Raw genomic sequence first — 23,352 nt, 5'->3', positions numbered from 1 at the left:
AGACGCTCCAGTAATCCTGGGGAACAAAATTTTGGATTTCCCGTTCCCGTTGGCAGATTAGATGCAGGGTCGCACTTTGAACGCGTCCCATGCTTTTTGCCCCGTTCTGCAACTGCCACAGCAAGGGACTTCCTTTGTAGCCAACGAGCTTGTCCAACACAGAACGGCATAACCCGGAATGAACCAGATCCAGGTCGAGCGGACGGGGATGGGCGATCGCCTGCTGCACCGCTGCTGTTGTGATTTCCGCGTAAGTAACGCGCTGCGGGTTGTTCAGCCTAAGTTCCTGGGCCACATGCCAGGAGATCACCTCGCCCTCCCGGTCAGGGTCACAGCCCAGAAATGTGCGAGTCGCGATGCGAGCGGCGGTTTTCAGTTCGCTAATCGTTTTGGCTCCACGAGGTTGACGAGGAACAAATCGACAGACAACCCGCTGGTCAAGGAGATCAAAGCCTAAAGCGCTATCTCCATCACCAGCCAGTTCGCGAATATGTCCTCCACTGGCCTTAACAATCCAATCGGGTCCAAGGATTTGCTGGAGCTTTTTGATTTTTCCAGGGCTTTCAACAATCAGTAGGTTGGGCATGGATCTAGTTGGCAGTTCATTGACCCAGCGGCTGCAGGCTGAATCTGACTGACAGATCCTATCTCCACGGCTGGAATCCTAACGCTTCAGTGTTTTGAGAAACCTTGTCGGCACGGTCATTGACTGAATATCACCACAGCAACGCCACAACCTGACCGATAAATCCGGCTCCTCTAACTGTGCTTGTGCTCGTATATCTTGAATCACAACATTTTCATCTATTCAATTGTACTACAGTGCCTAGAGACTAAAGGTATAGACCCAAACCAACGAGCTTGACATTCTTTCTGGTGCTGAAGCTTGAGGCTGCTTTCCCTACATATCGCTATCGGTCGTAGAAGCTCACACAGGCTAACAGTGAAGATGTGCTAAGTACCGCATTCCAGGATGGATGCTATTACCTCGACTACTAGAGTATCGAAACACTTTAGATACGTTCAACGAATATTGATTGCTCCAACTGCATCACGATGGAACTGAAATCTGCAATAGCACTTGTAGAGGTTGTTTTCGGTTTATGCTGCTTACAGAACTAGGAGGGTTGGGGAAACGTTCTGTAGACCGGATAGATTCAATACGAACTTTTTTTAGTGATATAGCCAGCTTGAAGCTCATATTGTCAGGCATGCCAACCCTTACTTACTAAATCATCTGTCGTATTTTGAAATACCACAATACAATTGGGCAATTTAAACGTCGTATTATGAAATGCGACATGAAAGTAACGCTCTTCTATCATTCTGGGTGAGTAATAATGGAAGTAAAACCGTAAAAGTTCAGATCGAGCGCTGGTGGGATCTGGTGATGAGTGCGTATTTGTTGGTAAGTCTACACACAAGTGCCTTACACCAACCGCCAGAACAACCCACGATTCAATCGGATGCTCAAGTGCAAGCAATCGCCCTCAAGCTTGCTAACCATCCTGGTTGGAAGCAGGCAAATGGGTAGGAAACAAGCGCTCAACAATTTGCGCTTGGTGATTCAGCCGAGTGTAATTTTGAATTTGCCCGAACCTTGGTTGAATTTATTTCCGATTCCACGATTATCGGCGGAGTTAGAATGTTTAGCTGCGCTGATGAACCGCTTGTCAGGTAGCTTACCTTGCCTAGATGATCATCGTAATCTCCACTTTTCTTCCACCTAAAGTGACAGAAGAGCAATATTCAATCCGTGCGGTCCGACAACGACACCCGCTAAAATTAAGCCCTCGATGCTAGGTAGCTTGAGCCGCTCAAAAATCAGCGGCGCGACCAGCATGATGGCGATAATGATCAGGAAAACTTGAACCGGATCAGTCATGGGGTTGAGTTGAAGAAAGCGAAATTGAGTTTCCTGGCTGGGCACCTCCAACACCGTTTTGGGCAGTGCTAAGAATGTCATTAACTTAGGCAAAATGAGGTCTGCTGCGTAAATTTGTCGTTGCTCGAGCAAGGTTTTGCTGGGCGGGTTGATAGGTTGGATCAAGGTCAATTGCCGCTCGATATTTCTTGAGGGCTTCTAGGCGATCGCCCGAGACTTCCTCGATTTCACCCAATAGGTTTAGTGCATCTGGACGGGCAGGATCGGTACCCACTGCTTGTTTGGCAAATACTATCGCTTGCTCAAGTTTGTGCTGTTGAGCACAATGCCTTGCTGCCTCCAGTAAAGCGTCATAATTTAATGTTGCTTCTCGCTCTAATGCATCGTGAACGACCTCCCGAATCTCGTTTAGATTAAACGGTTTTTGCAAAAAGTTAATCGGTTTCTGCACAAAGTCAGTTGCTCCTGACTTCATCGCCTCAACCGCAGTACTAACAGTCCCGTAGGCTGAGATAATCACGACTCGAATTTCAGGATGTAAGTCAACAACACGGTGTAGAAATTCCATGCCATCCATCTTTGGCATTTTTAAGTCAGATAGAATTAGATCGAACGTGTCTTCTTCTAAAAGTCTCAGTGCTTCTTCACCATTAGTTGCTGTAGAAATATGATATCCAACAGGTTCAAGCGATTGTGCTAGAGTTAAACGCACATTTTTCTCATCATCAACGATTAAAATTCTTTCGTTAGCCATTGTCTGCTCTCCTTTTATTTGTCCTGTTTGAACTCACTATGGGCGATCGGCAAGGTAAACGTGAAGGTACTCCCTTCTCCCGGCGCAGAAACGACCCAAATACTACCACCATGTGCTTTGACAATTTCTTTGCAGATCGCTAATCCTAATCCGCTGCCAGCAGAATCTTTGTTCGTTCCAACTTGCACAAACTTATCAAAGATTTTGGACTGATACTCAAAAGGAATGCCTGCCCCTTCATCACAAACGGCAAGATGAATTTTACTGCCATGCTGCTCTGCTGAGACTCGGATTTGTCTCCCTGGAGCGCTGTATCGTAATGCGTTTGCAATTAAATTGGTTAATACCCAGGTCGTTTTATTGGGGTCAGCCAGAACGAGCGGCAAATCAGGTGGTATCTGTTGCACTAGCTCTACCTCTCTCTCTGCGGCTTGCAAAGTAAATCGTGAAGTTGCTTTGTCGATCAGGAGTGGAACTTCAACGGCTGTCAATTCCATCTCAATATGACCGGATTCAATTTTAGAAAGATCAAGTAAATCATTCACCAATGTTCGTAACCGTTGTACCTCTTCCTGCGCCACATGCAGTAGTTCTTGTTCGCGTTCAGAGAGTTTAGAAGCTGCACCCTCCAGTAATAAATCGATACTCATGGCAGTACTGGTTAAGGGTGTGCGTAGCTCATGAGATGCTGTTGCAACAAACTCGCTCTTGAGCTGATCCAATTCTTTGAACTTGGTGATGTTTTGCAGCAGCAATACCACCCCTAGCATATCTCCTGCTTTGGTGGTGACGGGTGTAATGTCAAATCGGTAATAATATCTGTGATCACGCTGCTCAACTGTAAGAATTGATTGCTCTTCTGAAAGAGCGTCAGGATGACCTGTTTCTGCCGTTGCTCTGATGTAGTTATACAAGTCTTGATATCGCACGACCTCCAGAAAGTGACGAGTTTGAGCTTGTTCTGGTGAGGTTTGAAATAGGGCTGCTGCCATCGGATTGATGGCAATAATGTGAAGTTGGTCATCCACTACCACAATGCCATCGGTAATGCTGCGAATGATGGCATCATTCCGCTGCTTTTCAGTAATGACTTGCCCAACATTCAATTCATGGAATGCTCTGAGTCGCTGGCTCATCAAGGTGATTTCTGCGGCTAGTGTTCCTAATTCATCCTTAGAATTTACGGGAATTGCCACATCATAGTCTCCTTCGGCAATGCGTCCGGCGGCGAGGGTCATTGCTCGGAGTGGATAAATGATGCGTCGCGATAGAAGTAGGCTAAAAGCGACTCCTAGCCCTGCGGCGATCGCCCCAGCAACGACCATAGAAGCGATCGCCTGGCCAGCTATCTGCTGTGTTTTCTGAGATGCAGCCACCATTGTTTCCTGGTTCAGTTCTCGCAGATCAATACTGCTCTGTCGAACTTGCTGAAAGATGGGAAGTAGATTTTCGTTGTAATATTTCAGCTCATCCAATTCTGTCGCAGACGTAAGTTGTTGTAACTGAGAAGAGCGGATGAGATATTGTTCATATCGCTGCTGAAGTGTCTCTATAATTTCTGCTTCTCCAGGGATAGTGACATTATCTTTAGCACGACCTAACCACTGGAGAAACTCAATCTCATTTGTCCGAAACTGTTGAGTTCCTGTAGCTTCATCGTTCAATAAAATGAGTAGAGTGGCACTATCTTGCCGTTCGATAGCATCAATCATGTTTTCAGCCGCTAGAATACTGCGATAGTTTTCCTGGAGAATGGCATTACTGGCATTGCCCAATCGACGCAGGTTAATCACGCCCCAAACCCCGACAAAACCAATGAGGGCAAGGGTGATGCCGTACCCTGCTAAAATTTTGGTTCTTAATGTACTTCCTATCATTCGCTTCGCCCTGAACTCTCAAGGGGAATTGGCCTATCCTCCATTTCTATCGGTGGCGATTACATGTAGATCAATCTCAGGGAGCGATCGCACCAATTGCTGCACGAGGGAACCACCCTTAAGTAAAAGTTGCCACCGAGAACGGTGGGTTTCTCCAACCACAATTTGGGTAATGCGATACTCACGGGCAACTTGAGTAATTCCTTCCAGAATGCTATGGGATTTGATGCGGACAAATTCTCCATTGAATTCTCGACAAAGCCGTTCACAGGTTTCAATATGCAGGCTTTCCTTCTTGGTTAAGAAGCGGTCGGGTGGCTCTACAAATAGAGCAAACAGTCGTCCATTCATGTAGTTAGAAATGCGTGCCCCTCGTCGCAATAGCTGGATTGAGTCAGGATAGGTGGAAATGCAAACTAAAATCCGTTCATGAACACTGCATGTTCTTTGATCAGGAGAGGTCATGATGGCCTCAAGATTGTCCTCGACATTGTCGGCAATCTCTCGCAGAGCCAACTCCCGTAGTGCGATTAAGTTGCGTCTTTGGAAGAAATTATGGAGTGCCTGATCAATCTTTTCGGGGGCGTAAATTTTGCCTTCGCTTAACCTTTCCTCAAGGGTTTCAGGCGTGACATCAACCACAACCACTTCATCCGCTTCATCCAAAATTCGGTCTGGAATTCGCTCTCGCACAACCACGCCAGAGATGCGATATACCAGGTCATTGAGGCTTTCTAGGTGCTGAATGTTAACGGTGGAATAAACATCAATTCCAGCATCAAGAATGACTTCAACATCTTGATAGCGTTTCTCTCGCTCTGAACCAGGGACATTGGTATGGGCTAACTCATCGACTAAAACCAGTTGAGGCTGGCGAGCAAGGATAGCATCGGTATCCATTTCAGTAAATTTTACACTGGAGCGGACAATCTCCTTACGGGGCAAGACTTCCAACCCCATTGCTTTGCGGGCAGTATCTTCACGTCCATGGGTTTCTAGCAACCCGATCACAACATCTGTGCCTTCTTGCTTCAGGCTCTGAGCTTCCTCTAACATGCGATAGGTTTTACCTACACCAGGAGCCATGCCGATGAAGATCTTGTAGGTGCCTCGACGCGGGGGAAGCTCGTACAGCCTATCTGCCAGGTTGCCAGTGATATCCTGACTCATTTTAGCGTTACCGTGATACATCGTTTTCAAGCACTAAACTTGATAGAGCGCAACAGGTTTGAAATTAGTGCATTTGTGGAGGAACTTTCCCCCACAAATGGATGAGTTAGATCAGGTATGACCCTTACCTATGCCGGACTGAAGGCATCGAGTGCCAGATTCAGCTTGAGGACATTCACTCCTGGTTCGCCCAGGATACCGAGCGATCGCCCATCAATGCTGGTATCAATCAACTCCTGCAACTGTTCAGGGGAAAGATTACGAGCCGCCGCCACTCGTTCAATTTGAGCTTGAGCCGCCTCAAGGGTGATGTGAGGGTCGAGGCTAGATCCAGAAGTATAAAGCAGGTCATAGGTGGGTTCAATCCCGGCTTGGCGAAGGGTTTCAGCCGTTTCCTCAACTCGCGTAATTAAATCTGGATTGCTAGGAGCAAGGTTGCTGGCTCCCGATACCCCCGTCGGTGCAGCATCTTCACCCACACTATATTCAGTAGTACTGGGACGGCTCCAGAAGTATTCATCCGAGGTGAAGGGTTGTCCAATTAATTCAGACCCAACTACCTGACCATTCACCTCAATGAGGCTACCGTTTGCCTGGTAGGGAAAGAACAGTTGACCCACTGCCCAAATCAATAGGGGATAAAGAACAGCAGACAACACCCACCAAACCAGGGTAAACCGAACTGCTTTTGATGCGTCTTGTGCAAATGCCATTAGAATCGCTCCGGTTGGAAAATGACAACAAATAAGTAAATTGATAAACCTGCCGTGACTAAACCGAGAAGACCGAGTGCGTAGGCATTACCTCGCTCTAACGTGCCATCCGCAGCAGCGTAGACAGCGGGAGCGATCGCCACGTTCATACACAATCCCAGGAACAACCACAGCGGAATACGTCGTCTGCGCCACTCTGTCCAAACGTGATCTAACGTTTCGATAGCAGATGAGAGGGAATGTTCAGTGGTCTCTTTGGAATGGGAAACACGAACCTCAGCAAAGGACGGCAAAACGAGAGGTTTTGATAGAGGTTTTGATCTGGGAGGTTTGGGAAGTCGGTGAGATACTTTCATAGCGGTATTGAGGTAACGGTGAACAGTTGATTAATCCGAATAGGCTTAAGCAAGACCGATTGCAGCAATGATGACATCAATGATTTTGATAGCGATGAATGGCGCAATCACACCACCCAAGCCGTAAATCAAGATATTGCGCGTCAGCAGTTGATTGGCTGAAAGCGGTCTGAACTTAACGCCTCGCAGGGCCAAGGGAATCAGCGCCGGAATAATCAAAGCGTTATAAATTAGTGCTGAAAGTACAGCAGACTGCGGACTTGCCAGTCCCATAACGTTGAGTGCGCCGATACCGATCGCTGTAAACATTGCCGGAATAATCGCAAAGTATTTGGCAATATCATTGGCAATGGAAAATGTAGTCAGTGCCCCTCGTGTAATCAACAATTGCTTCCCGATCGTCACCAGGTCAATCAGTTTAGTCGGGTCAGAATCGAGATCGACCATGTTTGCCGCTTCTTTTGCCGCTTGCGTCCCGGAGTTCATCGCTACACCGACATTCGCCTGTGCCAGGGCTGGAGCGTCGTTTGTTCCATCTCCCGTCATGGCGACCAGTTTTCCTTGAGCCTGCTCAGACTGAATCACCTGAATTTTGTCTTCGGGCGTCGCTTCGGCAATAAAGTCATCGACTCCGGCTTCTGCTGCAATTACAGAAGCCGTGATGCGGTTGTCTCCAGTCAACATGACGGTGCGGACTCCCATGCGCCGCAGTTGATCGAAGCGATCGCGAATCCCTGGCTTAACAATATCTTTGAGGTAAACCACCCCATAGATTTCACTGTCTCGACAGACCGCAAGCGGTGTACCGCCCAGGCGGGAAACGCGCTCAAACGCTTGATCTAAATCAGTTGGTACATTCCCACCGCGAGAGCGGACAAATCCTCGAATCGAGTCGATCGCCCCTTTGCGAACTTCGCTGCCATCAGGCAAATCCGTTCCGCTCATCCGAGTACGAGCTGAAAACTCAATCCCTTCCGCTTTTTTTGAATCAAAGTTAAGTTTGGCTCGCATCTGTTCCGCCAGACGAACAATCGACTTCCCTTCCGGCGTTTCATCAAACACGCTGGCTGCCAGCGCCGCTGAAGCGACCTCGTCTACTCCATGTCCGCCTACGGGAATAAACTCTTCAGCCAGGCGGTTTCCTAACGTAATCGTGCCGGTTTTATCCAACACCAGAGTATTAATATCTCCACAGGCTTCTACGGCGCGTCCAGACGTGGCAACGACGTTAAACTGCGCCACCCGATCCATCCCGGCAATGCCGATCGCACTCAACAGGCCTCCAATCGTGGTGGGAATTAACGCCACCAGCAGCGCAATCAGTGCTGTCACCCCAACCGGACTTCCCAGGTAGCCAGCAGGCGTAACCAGCGTTGCTACCACAATCAAAAACACCTGCGTCAAAACGGCCAGCAGCACAGTCAGTGCAATCTCATTTGGCGTCTTGGTGCGCTCTGCCCCTTCAACCAGGGCAATCATGCGATCGATAAAACCCTTGCCGGGGTCAGCCGTAACGCGGATGATTAAAGCATCCGAGATAATGCGTGTGCCGCCTGTAACTGAACTCGCTACGTCTGAACCCGGTTCTTTCAACACAGGTGCCGATTCCCCAGTAATAGCAGACTCATCAACGGAGGCAACGCCCTCAATCACTTCGCCATCTGCCGGAATCATGTCACCTGCTACAACTTTGACGCGATCGCCCCGCCGCAGTTCCGTTGAGTTGACTTCTTGAATAGAACCCTCTGGCGTGAGTTTGCGAGCAATCGTTTCTGATTTGGTTGATCGCAGCGCATCTGCCTGGGCTTTACCGCGTCCTTCAGCCACCGCTTCAGCGAAGTTAGCAAACAGCAGCGTAAACAGCAGAATTAGGGTAACAAGACCGTTGTAAAACCGCTGACTCTCTCCGGCAACTACACCAAATAGGTCTGGAAAAATTGTGAGAATCGCTGTGATAATTGTGCCAACCCAGACGATAAACATGACTGGGTTTTTTACCATCACACCGGGATGCAGCTTAACAAAGGATTCCCGCACTGCTCGTTGATAAAGACCTGACGTATCTACTTTGGGCGTATGCCGCCGATCTTCACGCGGTCCGTGAGGTTGTCTAGGTCTGGAGGATTCAGTTGTTGTCATAGTTCTAAACTCAGCCGTTGTTAAAGATTCAGAACAGCAAAAGCATTCAGGAATGGGTATACCGTGAAACCTGCGTTAAGCTGCTCCCAGGGCAGCACGGGCGATCGCAAAGCTTTCTGCAATTGGCCCCAATGCCAGCACAGGAAAGAAGGTCAGCACACCCAAGATTAAAATTACGCCTGCGGTGACAGTGGTAAACAGAGGAGTATCAGTGCGTAACGTTCCACTAGTTTCTGGAACAGGTTGCTTTCGCAACATGCTGTCGGCTAACAGGAGCAGGGCAATGATTGGAACATAGCGTCCGGCTAGCAACGAGAAGCTGGCGGTTAAGTTCCACCACAATGTGCCATCTCCCAAGCCTTCAAAGCCAGAGCCGTTATTGGCAGCGGCAGAGGCATACTCATAAACCACTTGTGAAATGCCGTGATAACCAGGGTTGGAGATGCCTGCGAGAGTATCTGAATCGGGAACTCCTACCGTCCCGGCAAACGCCATTGTGATGGCACTGGGGATGAGAATGGCGATTGGGTGAACCAGCAAAATCACGCTAGCTAAGGCAATCTCCCGCTTTTCGATCTTGCGTCCCAAAAATTCAGGAGTTCGTCCTACCATCAATCCGGTGACAAACACAGTCAGAATCACAAACACAAACAGATAGGCAGTTCCGGTACCCTGTCCACCCCAAACGATTTGCAAGAAGAGATTGAACAGCGTTGAAAAGCCCCCTGTGGGCATGAGCGAGTCATGCATTCCATTCACGGCACCACACATCGTACCTGTTGTGGCGATCGCCCATAGCGCAGTTAATGCCCAGCTAAAGCGAACCTCTTTCCCCTCCAGGTTAGGAGCCTGGGTGACACCTAAAACTGAGTTGACTAATGGGTTGCCCTGGTATTCCTCAATGGCTGTAGCAACGGTCAGTACCGTGAAGAAAATAAAGACCATCCAGAACAACAGCCAGGCTAGCTTCTTACTGTTAGCAAAAATGCCATAGGTGAAGATCAGTGCCGCCGGAATGCAAACCAAGATGAAACAAGTGATCATGTTGGTCAAACCATTGGGGTTCTCAAACGGGTGAGCAGAGTTAATCCCAAAGAAGCCGCCTCCGTTTTCACCCAATTCCTTAATGATCTCAAAGTGGGCGACAGGTCCCCGTGCAATGTACTGGGTTGCTCCTTCCAAAGTCGTTGCAACCGCAGGCCCAGCCCAGGTTTCAGGAATTCCCAGAGCTACCAGAACGATCGCTCCCACAATGGAAATGGGCAGCAAAATTCGCGTAATGGAGAGCGTGACATCGGCGTAAAAGTTACCCAGCGGTCTACCGGTTAAGCCCCGAATGAAGGCGATCGCCACTGCAATTCCCGTTGCTGCTGAGGTAAACATCAGATAGCCCAACGCCAACGCCTGACTGGCATAGCTAAAGGTCGTTTCACCCGAATAGTGCTGTTGGTTCGTGTTGGTAACAAAGGAAATTGCCGTATGCAGTGCCAAATCCCAGGTGGGAGCATCTAGATTTGTGGGATTAAGAGGCAGCACACCCTGGAACATAAAAATGAGGAACACCAGGATAAACATCGCTAGGTTGCTATACAGCACCGCGCGAGTGTATTGCCATCCCGTCATAGATTCCTGTACTTGCAACCCACCTAAGCCATACATCACCCGCTCTACTGGACGCATAACTGGGTCAAGCCAGGTTCGATGTCCCAGAAAAACATGAGCCATGTAGGCTCCAAAGAAAGGTGAAACTACTATCAGGAGTAGTAGGTATATGCCAATTTGAAGAAATCCTTCCAACATAAGCTGAAATCACAACTAAAAATAGAAGACTGAAACATCAAACATTAGAACTTGGGAATTCGCCTTCGTTTCTACAACCCTTTTACCGAGTAGGACTGATTCTCCCCCTACAAAGCGGTAGAAATCATCAATGGACATTGCAGAATTACCCATTCAGGTCAAGTACTCAGGTTGATGGGGAAAGTTTATCCAACGGATGACACGCAGTATGCTAGGAGGAGGATTTGACTTTCTTCAAGTGAACCTTTAATAGAGGCACCAGTGATGAATCAAGCGACACGACAATCAATACATCTTGATCAAGCACAGTTGGGTTTTCAGCCGCTACAATCACGTTGTTATCACGAATCAAACCCAGAATATGCATGGGGCAGGCAACGTGTTCTGCACAGCACTGAGACACTGTCGGCAGTGCAGGCTGTCGAATTGAATCCTAATCTCATCCACCTTATGCCCTGAAGAAGCCATTTCTACACCGAATGAAACACTGTAGCCATCTTTCCGTTCAGTAACCTGAGCAGTAGAGAGAACCGTTTCAATCTCAATATTTAAGCTTTTTTGCTTGTAAGGACAAGGTATAAAAACCAATTTAAGCTAAAGCTAGACAGTTTGATATAAACACAGATATATAAAAGCGTTTAGCGTGAGCGCTCTGTATTTATATCAAGGATATAAATTGCACCTAAACGTTTTCTTTTATTCCGATCGGACGTTGAAGTTGTGCCAACTTATGTTTAATAGCTTCTAATACTGAAATTAAAATGCTGCGACACTTACTGAATCAACCGAAAGCAAATTACTTCAAGCAATCGCCCTCTGTGATTCAGTGGTTAGTTATTAGTATGTTTGTTCTGGTCATTGCTTTAGAATTTTCTACACCGCCGCCCTATGTATTTGGCTACCTTTACATTGGGGCGGTGCTGCTCACGAGTGCCCGGTTGGGCCGTAGAGCAACCATTCTAGTGACATCTGTTGCAGTCACATTGACAATTCTAAATCTGGTCATTCCTGGGCTAGAGCCAGTGACCTTAGCCACAGTTGCCAATCGCCTCATTGCGGTAATTGCCTTAATTGTGACAGGGTGGCTCAGCGATCGCAATCGATATTACGAGGAAGCAATCATTCGGCAACAGATGAAGCTGTTGGCACAGGAAGAACTTGCCCAGGTGCGAGAAGACTTTGCCTCAACTTTAACGCATGACCTAAAAACACCATTACTGGGTGCAATTGAAACCCTCACCGCATTTCGCCAGGAGAAGTTTGGGCCAATCACCGTTTCTCAGCGAAAAGTGCTGGATATCATGAGTCGTAGTCATCAGACAACCCTGCAACTGGTAGAAACGCTCTTAGACGTATACCGCAATGACACAGAGGGTTTGCAGTTGCAGTGCCAGCCCGTTGATCTGGTTAAGGTGGCAGAAGAGGCGATCGCCACCTTAACCAACCTCGCCTCCGCCCGACAGATTCAAATCCGGTTGACGTTTGATGATTCTAACTTTCGTCGATCGTTGTGGGTGCATGGAGATATGCTGCAATTGCAGCGGGTCTTTGTCAATTTAATCTCAAACGCAATCTATCACTCTCTACGAGGGAAAAAGGTTGAAGTCGTCATGGCTTCCCGCGATACGACTCACGTTGTTAAAGTCATCGATAACGGTCAAGGCATTTCTAAGAACGACCTGCCGCTGCTATTTGAGCGGTTTTATCAAGGAAGTGGCGATCGCCAGCCCAAAGGCTCCGGACTGGGACTCTATCTTTCTCGGCAGATTATTGAAGCACATGGCGGTACAATTTGGGCAGAACAGCATCTTCCTCAAGGTGCCACCTTTGGGTTTCGCCTACCCGCCTACTTAGCGAATGCTTCACCTGTTGCGAAATGATCAAACCTAATCCGCTGCAAATCTTGTTAGTGGAAGACGATGAACTGTTTCGTCTGGGTCTTTCAATGCGTCTGCAGCAAGAAGACGGACTAGAAGTAGCCGCTGAAGCAGAAGACGGCGAAACGGCCGTTGAGTTAGTTAAGCGCCATCCGCTGGATGTTGTGGTTCTAGATGTTGGGCTACCGGGTATCGGCGGGGTTGAGGCTTGCCGTCAGATTAAGCAGCAGCAACCCGAACTTCCAGTCTTAGCACTCACCTCGCATTCTCAGAAACCCCTGATTGCTCGGTTAATTGAAGCAAAGGCACAGGGTTATTGCCTCAAAGGAATTGCAGCAGAGAAGCTAATTTTGGCAATTCGCTCTGTTGCAGCAGGAGCCTCCTGGTGGGATCGGGTAGCAACTCAAGAATTGCAGGCTGCCTTTGCAGGCGATCGCCTAGTTTCAAATCTAACTCCGCCAGAAGCATTAGACGATCCACTGACTAGCCGCGAGCATGAAATTTTGGCATTGATGGCGGCAGGCAAAAGCAATAAGGAAATTGCTACAATACTTTATATTGCTCCTGGAACAGTGCGAGTTCACGTCCACACCATTCTACAAAAGCTAGAAGTACACGATCGCACTCAAGCAGCTCTAATTGCCGTTCAGAAGGGCTGGGTTTTGCCGTAACGACAACGACAGGCAATAAACCGAAACCTGGTTGAAGAACCCAACACTAGATAAAAAAGGGGTGCAGGACAAAGCCCTACTCCCCTCCCTCTAAACTGTGTAGATCAAGTTAAACCACAGCCTTATAACCATTCCTGGACTTTAGCTTGTGGTTCTTAACTCTGGTTTGCGGCAAATCTTGCCTGTCTTTCTGGAAATAACAAATTTCAACAAGCGTTGGCCGTATCTCTAATGCAGCATGAAATTGGCTAACTACGTCATCAACAATTCTGGAAACGTTTTGTTGAAAAAAGTCTGGCTCAAATCCATAAAATACTCGGAATAAACTGTCGGCAAATCTTTGAAGAGATCGCCTCCTCTCCTCATTCTGAGTTGCCTTCGCAGTCATGAGAATCTTCGTATGGATTGCGGCGATTCTATCGAGAATCTCTTCCGAATCTTGTAAGGTAACTTCACCGTAATAGTCAAATTTGATACCAAGATCATCTATCTGGTACAGGCTGTCTTTAATCTTTCGCTTCAGTAAATTAGAGATTTCTTCATTAAAGATCTCACTGACCAACGGATTCCGCATGTAGTTATTTCTAACGTGGTTTTGAACCGCATCAACATGTGCCGCTAAAATGTTATCTTGCTGTATCCACAGGCGATAGATATAATCTTCAAACCTTAGCCGAGTTGGAAAGAAAGGAGGTAAACCCAAGCGATTGTCATATCCAGCGACTCCACAGTCCATTCGCCAGTTTTTGTTTGTCACAACGGGTCTGAAATTAATGAGAACATATAGCTCATTCAAATCATCGGGACAAAGCTGCTCTTCATTGTTGAGATACATATGAACGAAATCGAGCGTGTCAATGTCATTCGTTCCTGTGCGAAACGTTTGGGCTATTTTGACCACTGCATCCTCTGAAATTTCTCCTTCCTTCAACAACAGAGAATTCTCTCGAAAGTAACCTTTTGTTGTGTTGGTTTCTAGCTCCATCGTAGTATCAACAACAAACTCACCGATCTCATAGTTCTCTGGCACCTGACTGACTCTTTTCCCCAAAACATCTTCAAACGCGGTGAGTAAGTCAAAGGATCGATGAACATACCCGTTTTCCTGAGGTTTAAACAATTTACCCCGGCAAATTTCCTCAGTAGCTAAGGATTCTGGACTGGTTTCAATGAGTGCGTCGGGTCGCATATCATCATCTGAACTGATCATCAGATGCCCCAACGTGTACATCAATGTGAAATTACGATTGCCGCCATAGCTGGGACGAAATAGGTTCCTGACCAATGACTCCAGTTTGCGATCGCGCAGTCTCTCATTCAGGAAGTTAATAAACTCCTCTTTTTCACGAGGCCCAACGTAAAAGATCTCATTAACTGTTTTAGTTCCCTCTAAAAGCGGATAATACTTCTCGTGATTTGCCAAACTTGAGTCATCAAAGACGATGATTTTAGGAGCGTGTCCATTGGTCCAGAAGTTATCGTCGTATTTCTCAACGGTTTCCGCTACGTCTCGTAGTCGGTAAGTTGGAATCACAAAAACAGTCTCTTTGGGTTTCATTTCTACTCAAGATAGTTGAAATTGTCAATGGTTCAATGCTTATCTAGGGCAAATTTTGCGGCTAGCGTTGACTCGTAAATGCCACAGTCTTTTTAAGACTTTTTGCCTATGTTCCGTAGTCAAACGCTCTCCAGATGCAATGATGTTGAAGTAGTAAGCCAGCTCTTCTAATAGAGCTTCACACTCTGCCTCTGTACGGGCGTGGCGAATTTCCCGTGCCCGATCTCTCAAGTAGGTAATGCTCATAGGGGTTGCTTATTCATCTCACAAATGGGATGTGGAAGAAAACGTGTCGTCAATTCCTAACTGCTGGCTCGCAAATTCAAACTGTTGCCAAAGAGCTTTGAGACTCTGATAAGCTTCTTCAGTAGAGATTTTTCCGCCAGTTTCCAGGTTGGCAATGTAGCCAGTGCGCTGGGCAAACTCTTGCAAATTTGCGTTAAATACTAGATTCGCAGGGTTAGCTTGACCGCGATAGGGCGATCGCGAATAGAGAAATTCATCTCTGGTAGTCATTCCTTACCGTTCCTACTGCAACTTTTTTAACTGGATTCGGTGTCCGTTTCTAACGCATCGCTGTGCAAACCATCTCTTCTCACAGCAACTTGTCGTCTTCGCTCTAAAATGGCTAGCCCCATCACTCCTACTAACCCAGTAGCACCGACTAAGCTCATACCACCCAGATTGTCATCTCCTAATCCAGACATTGGTAAAGCCGCTGGTGTAGAGCGCTGGAGAGGGCTTGTTTGAACGGAATCTATATGAGCTAACAGAGTTACAGCCGTCGTAAACAAGCTCACATCCAGGATTAGAAGACTAGATCTGACAAAATTGAGGAAAACCTGTTTCATCTTGAACAATGCATTGCTCGCTAGCAAAAATATCTTCATGCGGCAACAGGAGTAGGCTTGTGAGCGAACGATGGCTGAGACAGCAAGGTGCTGTAAAGTTGACTCATCCTGGAGGCAACACTATTCCAACCAAAGGCGATTTCAGCTCGCATTCGCCCTGCCTCACCCATCTGGTTTCGCCAATTTGGACTGCTCAGAACCTGATCCATTGCAATTGCAAGTGCTGTATCGTCTTTGGGAGGAACCAGTAGCCCCGTCACTTGTGGAATGACCGTGAATTGCAATCCCCCGACCTGGCTGGCAATAACAGGAGTACGGCTTGCCATTGCTTCAATGGCAACCAAACCAAACGGCTCATAGTGACTGGGCACGACACAGACATCAGCCGCCGCATAATAGAGAGGTAGTGTTTCATCCAAGCGTCCTGGAAACTCTGTGCAATCTGCCAACCCAAGAGATGTAACCAGGTTCTCAATTCGCTCTCGTTCAAGCCCATCACTTTGACCAGGACGGCTGCCGCCACCAATGATTAATTGGAGTCCGTAGTGGCAGAATTGAGAACGAGCTGCCGCACGTACCAGGGTTTCAATTCCCTTGCGCGGATCAAAACGTCCCACATATAGAACGACGGGCGCATAAGGGTCGATGCCTAGATGATGCCGAGCCGTGAGTCGTGAAACACGCCCAAATCGCTCTAAGTCAGTCCCACATGGAATCATGTAAATTTGCCCCTTTGAAGATACCAGGGTACGAAGCTGTTGCTCTTCTTGGGGGCTGGTTGCAATTACACAGTCCACTGTCTCCAGACAAGCTTTCTCGACCGCTAACCGGGTATCAGCAATTTCGGGAAGCTTGGAAATAGACTGGTATTTAACAGCGCCCAGTGAGTGATAAGTATGTACTTGTGTGAGCGGCTGATGCCGCTTTAGCTGCATTCCAACCCAGGAGGATAACCAGTAGTGGGTATGCACTAGGGGATACTGAATTCCTTGCTGGTGTTGAAATATTTGAAATGCTTGCACAAATTCAGGTAGATGGCTAAACAGGCGATCGCGATTCATAAACTCCTGTGGCCCAGCTACCAGACGAATGGTGCGACAGTTCGCTGAATGCTCCACTATTGCAGGCTGAGTCGGGCTAGTCTTCCGAGTAAACATATCAACCTGCCACCCTTGTTGAGCTAATGCCTGACCCACCTGCCGGACATAAACGTTTTGCCCTCCGGCTTCTTCTTGCCCGATCTCTGCTGCCGGATCGCCATCAACGGAAATAAGTGCAATGCGATTAACTGATACTGAAAACATGGTAAAGTTTGCCCTTCAAGGTTGAAAACATCTGCAGCGCGATCGCGTATGCATGGCAAAGAACGCCAATGCAAGGAAAAGGAGTTCTACCTTTCTATCAACGCTGAAAGCAGCTACAGTGAAGTGAACAACGACTTACTAAGGACACTGACAAAATCAGATTATCTAATTAAATGCTGACTCTTCAGTCTCCCCTCAATGCCGACGGAGTTAGCTGACGGGCTAGAGCTGAGAGATGCTCTCCCAAAAAGGTTTGCCCCAAAAAAGTTTGCCTCAAGCAATGGTTCCTCCGCTTCAATCACTTCTCAATCACTTGCTACTGAAGAAGGATTAAATTAGGCTGACCTATTCAATTGATGGTGCGATCATAGCAATGCAAATCTGTGCAAAACAATATATCCGGGATATACGTGATGGGTATACATACCTGTAACGCAATTCGATCGCACTCAGACTACAGAGAAGTGTGCTTCGTTCCTTAAGTGATAATTTTGTGCAGGTAACATGAAGGGTATATCAGGTATAGAGCCACAATAAACATCAATTTATATCGTCTATACCTTGTAATCGTTGTCTGATAATTTCAAGATCTAATCATAGGCATCTAGATCTAGAGCAATCCTAAATCGGTTGTGAGAATGGGGTGTGGGGGCGGTGCCCCCACGCAGGGGTTCCCCCCCTGCACCCCTCTCACAAATCAAATAGGATTGCTCTAGTTAGCAACTGTTTGGCAAAGAAACGGTTGCTGGCCTTTTTATGGCTGTTTATTCTCTCCCATGTGCCAGTACAGCCGCTCAAATTTGCTGGGGGCGATATGCTTCTTGGTCAGTCTAGTTCATCACTCAATTGTCGTTACCGCATCATTAAGCTGTTAGGTCAAGGAAGTCTTGGTAAAACATTTTTGGCAGTTGATCAACAGCAAGATCCAGCTTCGTTTTGCGTAGTTAAGCAACTGTCCCTAGAATATGAGACAATTCCTTACCCACACTCAGCACACGTGTTTCAGCAGGAAACGCAATATCTCAGCCAGCTAGGCGAACACCCTCAAATTCCCGCATTTATTGACACTTTTGTCCAAAATCATCAGGCGTTTATTGTGCAGGAATGGATTGACGGGCGGACGCTTGAGCGAGAGACATGTAGTGCACTGTTTAAGGAGTGTGAGGTTCGATCTATTCTTCAAGAACTGCTGCCCGTTCTGCAATATCTACACGATCGCCACATTGTTCATCGTGATATCAAGCCTGCTAACATTATTCGTTGCAAGACTCCTCCACATAAACTCCACTCCAGTCAGGATGGAAAGCAAGGAGAGTTGGTTCTGGTTGATTTTGGCTCCGCCATACGCCTTACGTCGATCCATCAAGCCAGCACGGAAACTCTGATTGGGAGTGCCGAATATGCTGCACCAGAGCAAATTAGGGGTCAGGTTGACTACACGAGTGACTTATACAGTTTAGGAGTCACCTGCTTACACCTATTGACGCAGATGTCGCCATTTGAACTATACGACGGTGGCGACAGTTGCTGGAGATGGCAGGAGTATTTATCAGAGCCGATTAGTTTGTCTCTTGAAATGGTTCTCCGCAAGATGATAGAGCCTGTAGCGAGACAACGATATCAGTCAGCCACAGAAGTTTTGGCTGATCTAGAGACATCATCCACACAACCAGAACAATCAGATTTCCCTTGGAGGCAACCTCAACAAATTGATACCTCAAAAAAGAGGTATCAGGAGAATCATCAAACCTGGTATTTCTTGAAACCCGAAACTGAGACCTCAAGCTTTGCCTACAACGTTGCCGCATTCTTAACTCCGCGTCTTGCTGGCACAGCAACACAGCCCAATCAAAAGGAACTATTTTCAACGAAACGATGTAAAAGTTCCAGTAGAAGTCGGAGCAGCTTTATGAACAAGATGCAGAACTATGCCGCTCCAGTAGCGAACCACGAAACGCGAAATGCCATCAATTTTGTGTTCTTTTTTCTGTCGTGTTTTATATTGTCTTGTCTCGGCTTCGCGTCCTTGATTGTGTTCATTTCTACTTTTGAGCAAGCGTCCAACCCATCACCAGTAGAAACGCAGAACTGGCGATCGCCAAATGCTGATCCTGCATCCAACAATTTCGACACGTTTAACTCTTCCAACTTGAAATGATCGTCCCTATCTCCAGGCAGAGACCCCCATGACTGAAACACCTGAGCAACACTCACCAGTATCCCATTTGGGGGCGCAAATGGCTCTTTCTATAATTTCAAACAGAAGAATTGAAAGGAACGATCAAAACTGTCGCGCTATTTTTGTCATTCCAAACTACGAATCAGCAATTCAAGCATTTAATCAGCTAATTCTGGCTGGTTTTTCCAGGGCAAACGTTTTGATCGTTGGCAAAGAGTGGATGGCTTGTGATGAGTTTAACCATAACGATGAGTTTAACCATAACTCAGACAATCACAATGCTTATCCTGTAGAGCATAGGAAGTGTGTATCTGCAAGGGTTTTTATTGGCGATGGTGGAGCCTTCAAAATGGGTTGGTTAATTGGCAATACACTGGGCGGGATTATTGGATTTGCACTAGGGTTGAGTGTTACAGCGATGCCTGGTGTTAGCGGAGCAATGTTGCTTTCCAAATGCATTTACATTTTCTCTAGTGGTTTGTTCTGTACAATCTCAGGTGGCATGATTGGAGCAGGAATTAGCTTGAAAATTGCTCAACGTCAGCTTAACCAATATGCCAAACGAGTAGCACAAGGTGAGTACCTCCTAATTGTGAGTGGTACAGCAGATACAACTCATCATGCTAAACAGCTTATGAAAAATTATCTGCAAAACAGTGATTTTTGAAGAATTGAACGATGCATAATTCTATTTCAACCGTGTTGGATAGTTCTTACTCCTGTACAACTCGCCGGGGCAAGCACAAGATCTTTATTGGCATAGCTCCTGGTGTCGGCAAAACTTACAAAATGCTTGAGGAAGCGCAGCAGCTTAAGCATCAGGGAAAAGATGTTGTGATTGGGCTATTAGAAGCTCACGATCGCCCTGCAACTATCGCTAAAGCCCAAGGGATGGAAATCATACCCCGAAAGGCGATCACTCAATGTGGAATCATTTTTCACGAAATGGACACGAGCACTATTTTGGCTCGTCAACCTCAACTTGTACTGGTTGATGAATTAGCCCATACCAATTTCTCTGGGGTTGACTATGAATATCGATATCAGGATGTTGAGGCGCTTTTAGCAGCGGGAATTGATGTTTACTCTACTATTAATATTCAGGACTTGGAGCGGTTAAAAGATGTTGTGACAAAGGTTCCAGGTATCATCGTAAAAGCAACGATTCCCAATCGCTTATTTGATGAAGCGTCTCAAGTGGTCATCGTTGACGTTACTCCAGAGAAATTGCAGAAGCGGCTCCAAGTTGGGAACATCTACCCGTCTGAGACGGTAGAGCAATCTCTTCAAACGGTCTTTCAATGGCAGAGTTTAGTAATGCTGCGAGAGTTAGCGTTGCGATGCATTGCGGATAGGGTTGAGCAAGAAGGAATGCGTGAAGCATCACGTTTAAGTGGAAACGCGATCGAAAGTGCTAATCCTCCGTGTTGCATCCATGAACGAGTATTGGTTTGCCTGTCTATGGCACCTCACTCAATTCGGCTACTGAGGCGAGGCGCTGATTTAGCCAATCGGATGAATGCACCGCTTTATGCGTTAGTTATCAACGATCCCAATCGCTCCCTATCCAAGTCAGAAGCACTTTATATCAATACCTGTGAGCAACTTTGTCAGGATCTTCGAGGCAAGTTTCTACAGGTTAAGGATGATGATATTCCAACTGCGATCGCCCGTACGGCTAAAACTTATTACATCACTCAAATCGTTCTTGGTAAACCTGGCAAGTCAACCTGGCGTAAACCTCTTTCGCGCCCTCTGATAAACCAATTGATTGAGCATCTTGCTGACCAGGCAAACTTACATATTCTTGTGACAAATCCATAGTTTCTAATGTTCGGTGAACCCAAGATGTAATCTGAACTTTCTACATCTTTACAAATGAACTCCACTTCGCCAGCATCACCCATTACTTGCCAGGCAGATTACTGCATCCGTTCTGGAGTTATATCACTGATGATCAGGAACGATTGCACTAGTAGTTCTGTTTCTCATCTTTCTTAAAGCCTACCGTCAGTATCGTCTACACCACTTTGTAGACAAACTAGAACAAAGATGGAACCCACCATCTCAAAAGAGACAGCGTAAACATCACTAGAGCTAAACATCGTTTCAATCCATATTTACTTCTGATCTATGAGTTTTTTTAAAGCGCTACGTTTGATTGCGACTCTGTTCCTGGCAAATATTGTTTTCTGTTGGCTTATGTTGATTGATTGGAAAATCAGTCCAATTATTGGTCTTCTAACCTTTGGAGGAGGGCTGCTTTTCCTAGGAATGCTTGGTTTTTTGTATATTGAGGATAGTTCTAATTTCTAGAGATTTAAGAGTTGTTTTTTACCCGTAAGGATGGAAATCCCACAATATCAACAGTTGCAGAAGCAATACCAATTCCAGCTTCATCAAATAAGGTTAAGATGTCACGGCTCATTGCATCTTTCAGGTCACGAATAGCGTGTTCCCCAACGACAAATCGTACTGTCAGTTCCAGCCAGTTGTCAGTAATTCGATAATATACTTTTGGTGTCAGATCAACGGGTTTAATTGCGTAGCGGTACTGCATATGCTGCCAGGCTTCCTGGCTCATTTCGTTGATTTTGATAGTGTAGCGATCGGCGCACTCTAGGAGAATCTGTTCGGCACGGTGGCGATCGGCAGTATAGGTGATCGGGATACTAATTTCTTCCCAGAGATAGGGGAAGTCCCGCGTGTAATTATAGACTGGCTCATCAAAAATTTTGTCGTTGGTTACAGTGACAATCCGACCTGTAAATTGGCGGCTTTTGACCCACATTGCCGGATCAGCACTTTCTGCAATAGAGGCGGGCTGTCCCATTTCCATAATGGTGGTTTGGATAAAGTCCAGTGCAATGACATCCCCCCGCACACCGCCCATTGTGATGCGATCGCCCACATTAAACGTGTTGCCGCGCAGAATGACAAAATAACCTGCCAGTGCTGTAATAACCCTTTGCAACGCAAATGCCAAACCTGCTGTAACTAAACCAAGGGCTGTTGCAAGACGAGTCGGATCGTCAAACCAAATTGAGACTAAACTTACCAATAACACGATGGCTGAGAGCAAGTTAATAGCTTGACGTGCCCAAAACTGTAAGCGCTCATTCTGTCTTCTACGCAACCATCGCTTCGTCAGACTTTTCGCTAAACGCTGCAACAGCCAAATGATGATAATAAAGGCAATAGTTAGTAGTAGTTTCTGTCCGTTTTCAGGATTAATGCCAACAAATCGGATACCAAAAAGCTCCACTTTTTGCCTCCTCTGGAAGTAAAGGACTATTTGCCGAAGCAGTTTCTGATTGAATCATATAAGAAAACTATTTCTCTACACGCATCTTTTTTCTAATTGAGAAACGCTATAATACATGAATTGCTGTTAGCCAACTTATATAGAGTATTCACCATTCGTAATTAACCTGTTTTTATCAGTAATTTTAATTCTTTTTACATATAAGTTCCTGTTGAATAACAAGTGATAATTGTCCAGAATTAGAGTTTTAATTTGTTTAAGTTTGAAAGACAAGAATAGCCACCATGACTACTTATAATCATCAGCGTGCAATCGGAGTCTTTGCGAATTTACAAAATGTAGAAAAGTCATTTCGTGCGTTGGAGGCGGCGGGATTTGACATGAGTAGAGTTTCTGTAATTGCTCAAGATATTCCCTCACAAAGCGATGTAGCAGGTGCTAACGTCAGCAACAAGGCTAATGAACGAGCTTCTACAGGCGTAATTGTGGGAGGTACGTTAGGTAGCGTTACAGGCTTATTAGTGGGGGTAGGTGCGCTGGCCATTCCTGGCATTGGCTCATTAGTACTGGCTGGAGAAGCGATGACCATTGTGTCTACCCTCATAGGAGGTACGATGGGTGCAGCCACCGGAAAGCTGATTGGTATCCTGAATGGTTTAGGAATCCCTGAAGAGCGAGCGAAGGTCTATAGCGATCGCGTAATGCGGGGTTATTATCTTGTCACGGTTGTGGGTACTCCTAATGAAATGACTCTTGCCGAAAGAACCTTGCAAAATAGAGAGATTGAGGAGTGGGGGATTTATGAAAATCCTAAATCCTAAATTTATTTAGAGCTGATTTATAAAGAGAAGCTAAAAGCCTGTTATGTTGAGCTTGTGCAGATTTTAGGCTGGATGTAGCCGAATGGGTGCTCATCATGACTCGTCTGCCAAAGATTGCCAATCCTATCCGTA

Annotated in this window: 22 protein-coding genes and 1 riboswitch; of the genes, 7 read left to right on the top strand and 15 right to left on the bottom strand. The window is 46.5% G+C overall.

Annotated elements, in window-relative coordinates; genetic code table 11:
* On the bottom strand, nt 1–586 hold a 586-nt coding region (locus ACQ4M4_RS27325), incomplete at its 3' end, for a DNA topoisomerase (RefSeq protein ID WP_430687651.1).
* An 804-nt stretch (nt 587–1,390) separates the two neighbouring features.
* Between ACQ4M4_RS27325 and ACQ4M4_RS27320 the strand changes: the two genes are divergently transcribed.
* Entirely contained in the window at nt 1,391–1,534 is a 144-nt protein-coding gene (locus ACQ4M4_RS27320) for a hypothetical protein (RefSeq protein WP_430687650.1), read from the top strand.
* Nucleotides 1,535–1,726: 192 nt separating this feature from the next.
* Here the strand turns inward: ACQ4M4_RS27320 and ACQ4M4_RS27315 are convergent, their stop codons facing one another.
* The 8 genes from ACQ4M4_RS27315 to kdpA form a co-directional block, all read right to left on the bottom strand.
* Entirely contained in the window at nt 1,727–1,966 is a 240-nt protein-coding gene (locus ACQ4M4_RS27315; RefSeq protein ID WP_430687649.1) for a hypothetical protein, read from the bottom strand.
* 4 nt (nt 1,967–1,970) lie between these two features.
* Nucleotides 1,971–2,639 carry a response regulator gene (locus tag ACQ4M4_RS27310; RefSeq protein ID WP_430687648.1) on the bottom strand — a complete coding sequence of 223 codons (669 nt, stop codon included), beginning with the start codon at nt 2,637–2,639 and terminating at the stop codon, nt 1,971–1,973.
* A gap of 14 nt (nt 2,640–2,653) precedes the next feature.
* A complete protein-coding gene (locus ACQ4M4_RS27305) occupies nt 2,654–4,516 on the bottom strand; it encodes an ATP-binding protein (RefSeq protein ID WP_430687647.1) in 1,863 nt (620 codons plus the stop codon).
* A 33-nt stretch (nt 4,517–4,549) separates the two neighbouring features.
* Nucleotides 4,550–5,686: a sensor histidine kinase KdpD gene (locus ACQ4M4_RS27300; protein WP_430687646.1), complete on the bottom strand. Its 1,137-nt coding sequence runs from the start codon at nt 5,684–5,686 to the stop codon at nt 4,550–4,552.
* A 128-nt stretch (nt 5,687–5,814) separates the two neighbouring features.
* Entirely contained in the window at nt 5,815–6,399 is a 585-nt protein-coding gene (kdpC, locus tag ACQ4M4_RS27295; protein ID WP_430687645.1) for a K(+)-transporting ATPase subunit C, read from the bottom strand.
* On the bottom strand, nt 6,399–6,692 hold the full coding sequence (kdpF, locus tag ACQ4M4_RS27290; RefSeq protein WP_430687644.1) for a K(+)-transporting ATPase subunit F: 294 nt from the start codon (nt 6,690–6,692) through the stop codon (nt 6,399–6,401). Before kdpF ends, kdpC begins: the two co-directional genes overlap by 1 nt.
* 108 nt (nt 6,693–6,800) lie before the next feature.
* On the bottom strand, nt 6,801–8,894 hold the full coding sequence (kdpB, locus tag ACQ4M4_RS27285) for a potassium-transporting ATPase subunit KdpB (RefSeq protein WP_430687643.1): 2,094 nt from the start codon (nt 8,892–8,894) through the stop codon (nt 6,801–6,803).
* A gap of 75 nt (nt 8,895–8,969) precedes the next feature.
* On the bottom strand, nt 8,970–10,694 hold the full coding sequence (kdpA, locus tag ACQ4M4_RS27280; RefSeq protein WP_430687642.1) for a potassium-transporting ATPase subunit KdpA: 1,725 nt from the start codon (nt 10,692–10,694) through the stop codon (nt 8,970–8,972).
* A gap of 761 nt (nt 10,695–11,455) precedes the next feature.
* On the opposite strand from kdpA, the gene ACQ4M4_RS27275 reads away from it, so the two are divergent.
* Together ACQ4M4_RS27275 and ACQ4M4_RS27270 are read left to right on the top strand one after the other, a co-directional pair.
* Complete coding sequence (locus ACQ4M4_RS27275) at nt 11,456–12,574, top strand: sensor histidine kinase (protein WP_430687641.1); 1,119 nt, start codon at nt 11,456–11,458, stop codon at nt 12,572–12,574.
* Nucleotides 12,571–13,242, top strand: a complete 672-nt coding sequence (locus ACQ4M4_RS27270) for a response regulator (protein WP_430687640.1) — start codon at nt 12,571–12,573, stop codon at nt 13,240–13,242. Before ACQ4M4_RS27275 ends, ACQ4M4_RS27270 begins: the two co-directional genes overlap by 4 nt.
* A gap of 109 nt (nt 13,243–13,351) precedes the next feature.
* Here ACQ4M4_RS27270 and ACQ4M4_RS27265 read toward each other — a convergent pair whose 3' ends face one another.
* From ACQ4M4_RS27265 to ACQ4M4_RS27245, 5 genes are all read right to left on the bottom strand, one after another.
* Complete coding sequence (locus tag ACQ4M4_RS27265) at nt 13,352–14,800, bottom strand: hypothetical protein (protein ID WP_430687639.1); 1,449 nt, start codon at nt 14,798–14,800, stop codon at nt 13,352–13,354.
* Between the two features lie 39 nt (nt 14,801–14,839).
* Nucleotides 14,840–15,046, bottom strand: a complete 207-nt coding sequence (locus ACQ4M4_RS27260) for a hypothetical protein (RefSeq protein ID WP_430687638.1) — start codon at nt 15,044–15,046, stop codon at nt 14,840–14,842.
* A gap of 18 nt (nt 15,047–15,064) precedes the next feature.
* Nucleotides 15,065–15,316 (bottom strand): DUF7219 family protein, encoded by a 252-nt coding sequence (locus tag ACQ4M4_RS27255; protein WP_430687637.1) that lies wholly within the window; start codon nt 15,314–15,316, stop codon nt 15,065–15,067.
* A 26-nt stretch (nt 15,317–15,342) separates the two neighbouring features.
* Nucleotides 15,343–15,507 (bottom strand): hypothetical protein, encoded by a 165-nt coding sequence (locus tag ACQ4M4_RS27250; protein WP_430687636.1) that lies wholly within the window; start codon nt 15,505–15,507, stop codon nt 15,343–15,345.
* 179 nt (nt 15,508–15,686) lie between these two features.
* Entirely contained in the window at nt 15,687–16,955 is a 1,269-nt protein-coding gene (locus ACQ4M4_RS27245) for a glycosyltransferase family 4 protein (RefSeq protein WP_430687635.1), read from the bottom strand.
* Between the two features lie 184 nt (nt 16,956–17,139).
* Nucleotides 17,140–17,306, bottom strand: a riboswitch (cyclic di-AMP (ydaO/yuaA leader).
* 376 nt (nt 17,307–17,682) lie between these two features.
* On the opposite strand from ACQ4M4_RS27245, the gene ACQ4M4_RS27240 reads away from it, so the two are divergent.
* The 3 genes from ACQ4M4_RS27240 to ACQ4M4_RS27230 are packed head-to-tail and all read left to right on the top strand — an operon-like array spanning nt 17,683 to nt 20,958.
* Nucleotides 17,683–19,113, top strand: a complete 1,431-nt coding sequence (locus ACQ4M4_RS27240; RefSeq protein WP_430687634.1) for a protein kinase domain-containing protein — start codon at nt 17,683–17,685, stop codon at nt 19,111–19,113.
* A gap of 28 nt (nt 19,114–19,141) precedes the next feature.
* On the top strand, nt 19,142–19,801 hold the full coding sequence (locus ACQ4M4_RS27235) for a hypothetical protein (RefSeq protein WP_430687633.1): 660 nt from the start codon (nt 19,142–19,144) through the stop codon (nt 19,799–19,801).
* Nucleotides 19,802–19,812: 11 nt separating this feature from the next.
* Nucleotides 19,813–20,958: a sensor histidine kinase KdpD gene (locus tag ACQ4M4_RS27230; RefSeq protein WP_430687632.1), complete on the top strand. Its 1,146-nt coding sequence runs from the start codon at nt 19,813–19,815 to the stop codon at nt 20,956–20,958.
* A 496-nt stretch (nt 20,959–21,454) separates the two neighbouring features.
* Here the strand turns inward: ACQ4M4_RS27230 and ACQ4M4_RS27225 are convergent, their stop codons facing one another.
* Nucleotides 21,455–22,399, bottom strand: coding sequence for a mechanosensitive ion channel family protein (locus ACQ4M4_RS27225; RefSeq protein WP_430687631.1), 945 nt, complete (start codon nt 22,397–22,399; stop codon nt 21,455–21,457).
* Between the two features lie 284 nt (nt 22,400–22,683).
* Here ACQ4M4_RS27225 and ACQ4M4_RS27220 point away from each other — a divergent pair, with 284 nt between their 5' ends.
* Nucleotides 22,684–23,220: a signal transduction histidine kinase (STHK), LytS gene (locus tag ACQ4M4_RS27220; RefSeq protein ID WP_430687630.1), complete on the top strand. Its 537-nt coding sequence runs from the start codon at nt 22,684–22,686 to the stop codon at nt 23,218–23,220.
* Nucleotides 23,221–23,352 lie beyond the last annotated feature (132 nt).

It is taken from the genome of Leptolyngbya sp. AN02str (assembly GCF_050565595.1).
In the GTDB taxonomy this organism is placed as follows: domain Bacteria; phylum Cyanobacteriota; class Cyanobacteriia; order Elainellales; family Elainellaceae; genus Kaiparowitsia.
The sequence above is the reverse complement of the archived record's forward strand: the minus strand, read 5'-3'. Positions and strand labels throughout refer to the sequence as shown.

Excerpts from the sequence above, each read along its gene's own strand:
- ACQ4M4_RS27245 (WP_430687635.1), bottom strand. The coding sequence starts at position 16,955 with ATGTTTTCAGTATCAGTTAATCGCATTGCACTTATTTCCGTTGATGGC.
- ACQ4M4_RS27310 (WP_430687648.1), bottom strand. The coding sequence starts at position 2,639 with ATGGCTAACGAAAGAATTTTAATCGTTGATGATGAGAAAAATGTGCGT.
- kdpC (WP_430687645.1), bottom strand. The coding sequence starts at position 6,399 with ATGGCATTTGCACAAGACGCATCAAAAGCAGTTCGGTTTACCCTGGTT.
- ACQ4M4_RS27270 (WP_430687640.1), top strand. The coding sequence starts at position 12,571 with ATGATCAAACCTAATCCGCTGCAAATCTTGTTAGTGGAAGACGATGAA.
- ACQ4M4_RS27260 (WP_430687638.1), bottom strand. The coding sequence starts at position 15,046 with ATGAGCATTACCTACTTGAGAGATCGGGCACGGGAAATTCGCCACGCC.
- ACQ4M4_RS27250 (WP_430687636.1), bottom strand. The coding sequence starts at position 15,507 with ATGTCTGGATTAGGAGATGACAATCTGGGTGGTATGAGCTTAGTCGGT.
- kdpA (WP_430687642.1), bottom strand. The coding sequence starts at position 10,694 with ATGTTGGAAGGATTTCTTCAAATTGGCATATACCTACTACTCCTGATA.
- ACQ4M4_RS27315 (WP_430687649.1), bottom strand. The coding sequence starts at position 1,966 with ATGACATTCTTAGCACTGCCCAAAACGGTGTTGGAGGTGCCCAGCCAG.
- ACQ4M4_RS27275 (WP_430687641.1), top strand. The coding sequence starts at position 11,456 with ATGCTGCGACACTTACTGAATCAACCGAAAGCAAATTACTTCAAGCAA.
- ACQ4M4_RS27305 (WP_430687647.1), bottom strand. The coding sequence starts at position 4,516 with ATGATAGGAAGTACATTAAGAACCAAAATTTTAGCAGGGTACGGCATC.
- ACQ4M4_RS27230 (WP_430687632.1), top strand. The coding sequence starts at position 19,813 with ATGCATAATTCTATTTCAACCGTGTTGGATAGTTCTTACTCCTGTACA.
- ACQ4M4_RS27235 (WP_430687633.1), top strand. The coding sequence starts at position 19,142 with ATGACTGAAACACCTGAGCAACACTCACCAGTATCCCATTTGGGGGCG.
- kdpB (WP_430687643.1), bottom strand. The coding sequence starts at position 8,894 with ATGACAACAACTGAATCCTCCAGACCTAGACAACCTCACGGACCGCGT.
- ACQ4M4_RS27265 (WP_430687639.1), bottom strand. The coding sequence starts at position 14,800 with ATGAAACCCAAAGAGACTGTTTTTGTGATTCCAACTTACCGACTACGA.
- ACQ4M4_RS27320 (WP_430687650.1), top strand. The coding sequence starts at position 1,391 with ATGAGTGCGTATTTGTTGGTAAGTCTACACACAAGTGCCTTACACCAA.
- ACQ4M4_RS27255 (WP_430687637.1), bottom strand. The coding sequence starts at position 15,316 with ATGACTACCAGAGATGAATTTCTCTATTCGCGATCGCCCTATCGCGGT.
- ACQ4M4_RS27220 (WP_430687630.1), top strand. The coding sequence starts at position 22,684 with ATGACTACTTATAATCATCAGCGTGCAATCGGAGTCTTTGCGAATTTA.
- ACQ4M4_RS27300 (WP_430687646.1), bottom strand. The coding sequence starts at position 5,686 with ATGAGTCAGGATATCACTGGCAACCTGGCAGATAGGCTGTACGAGCTT.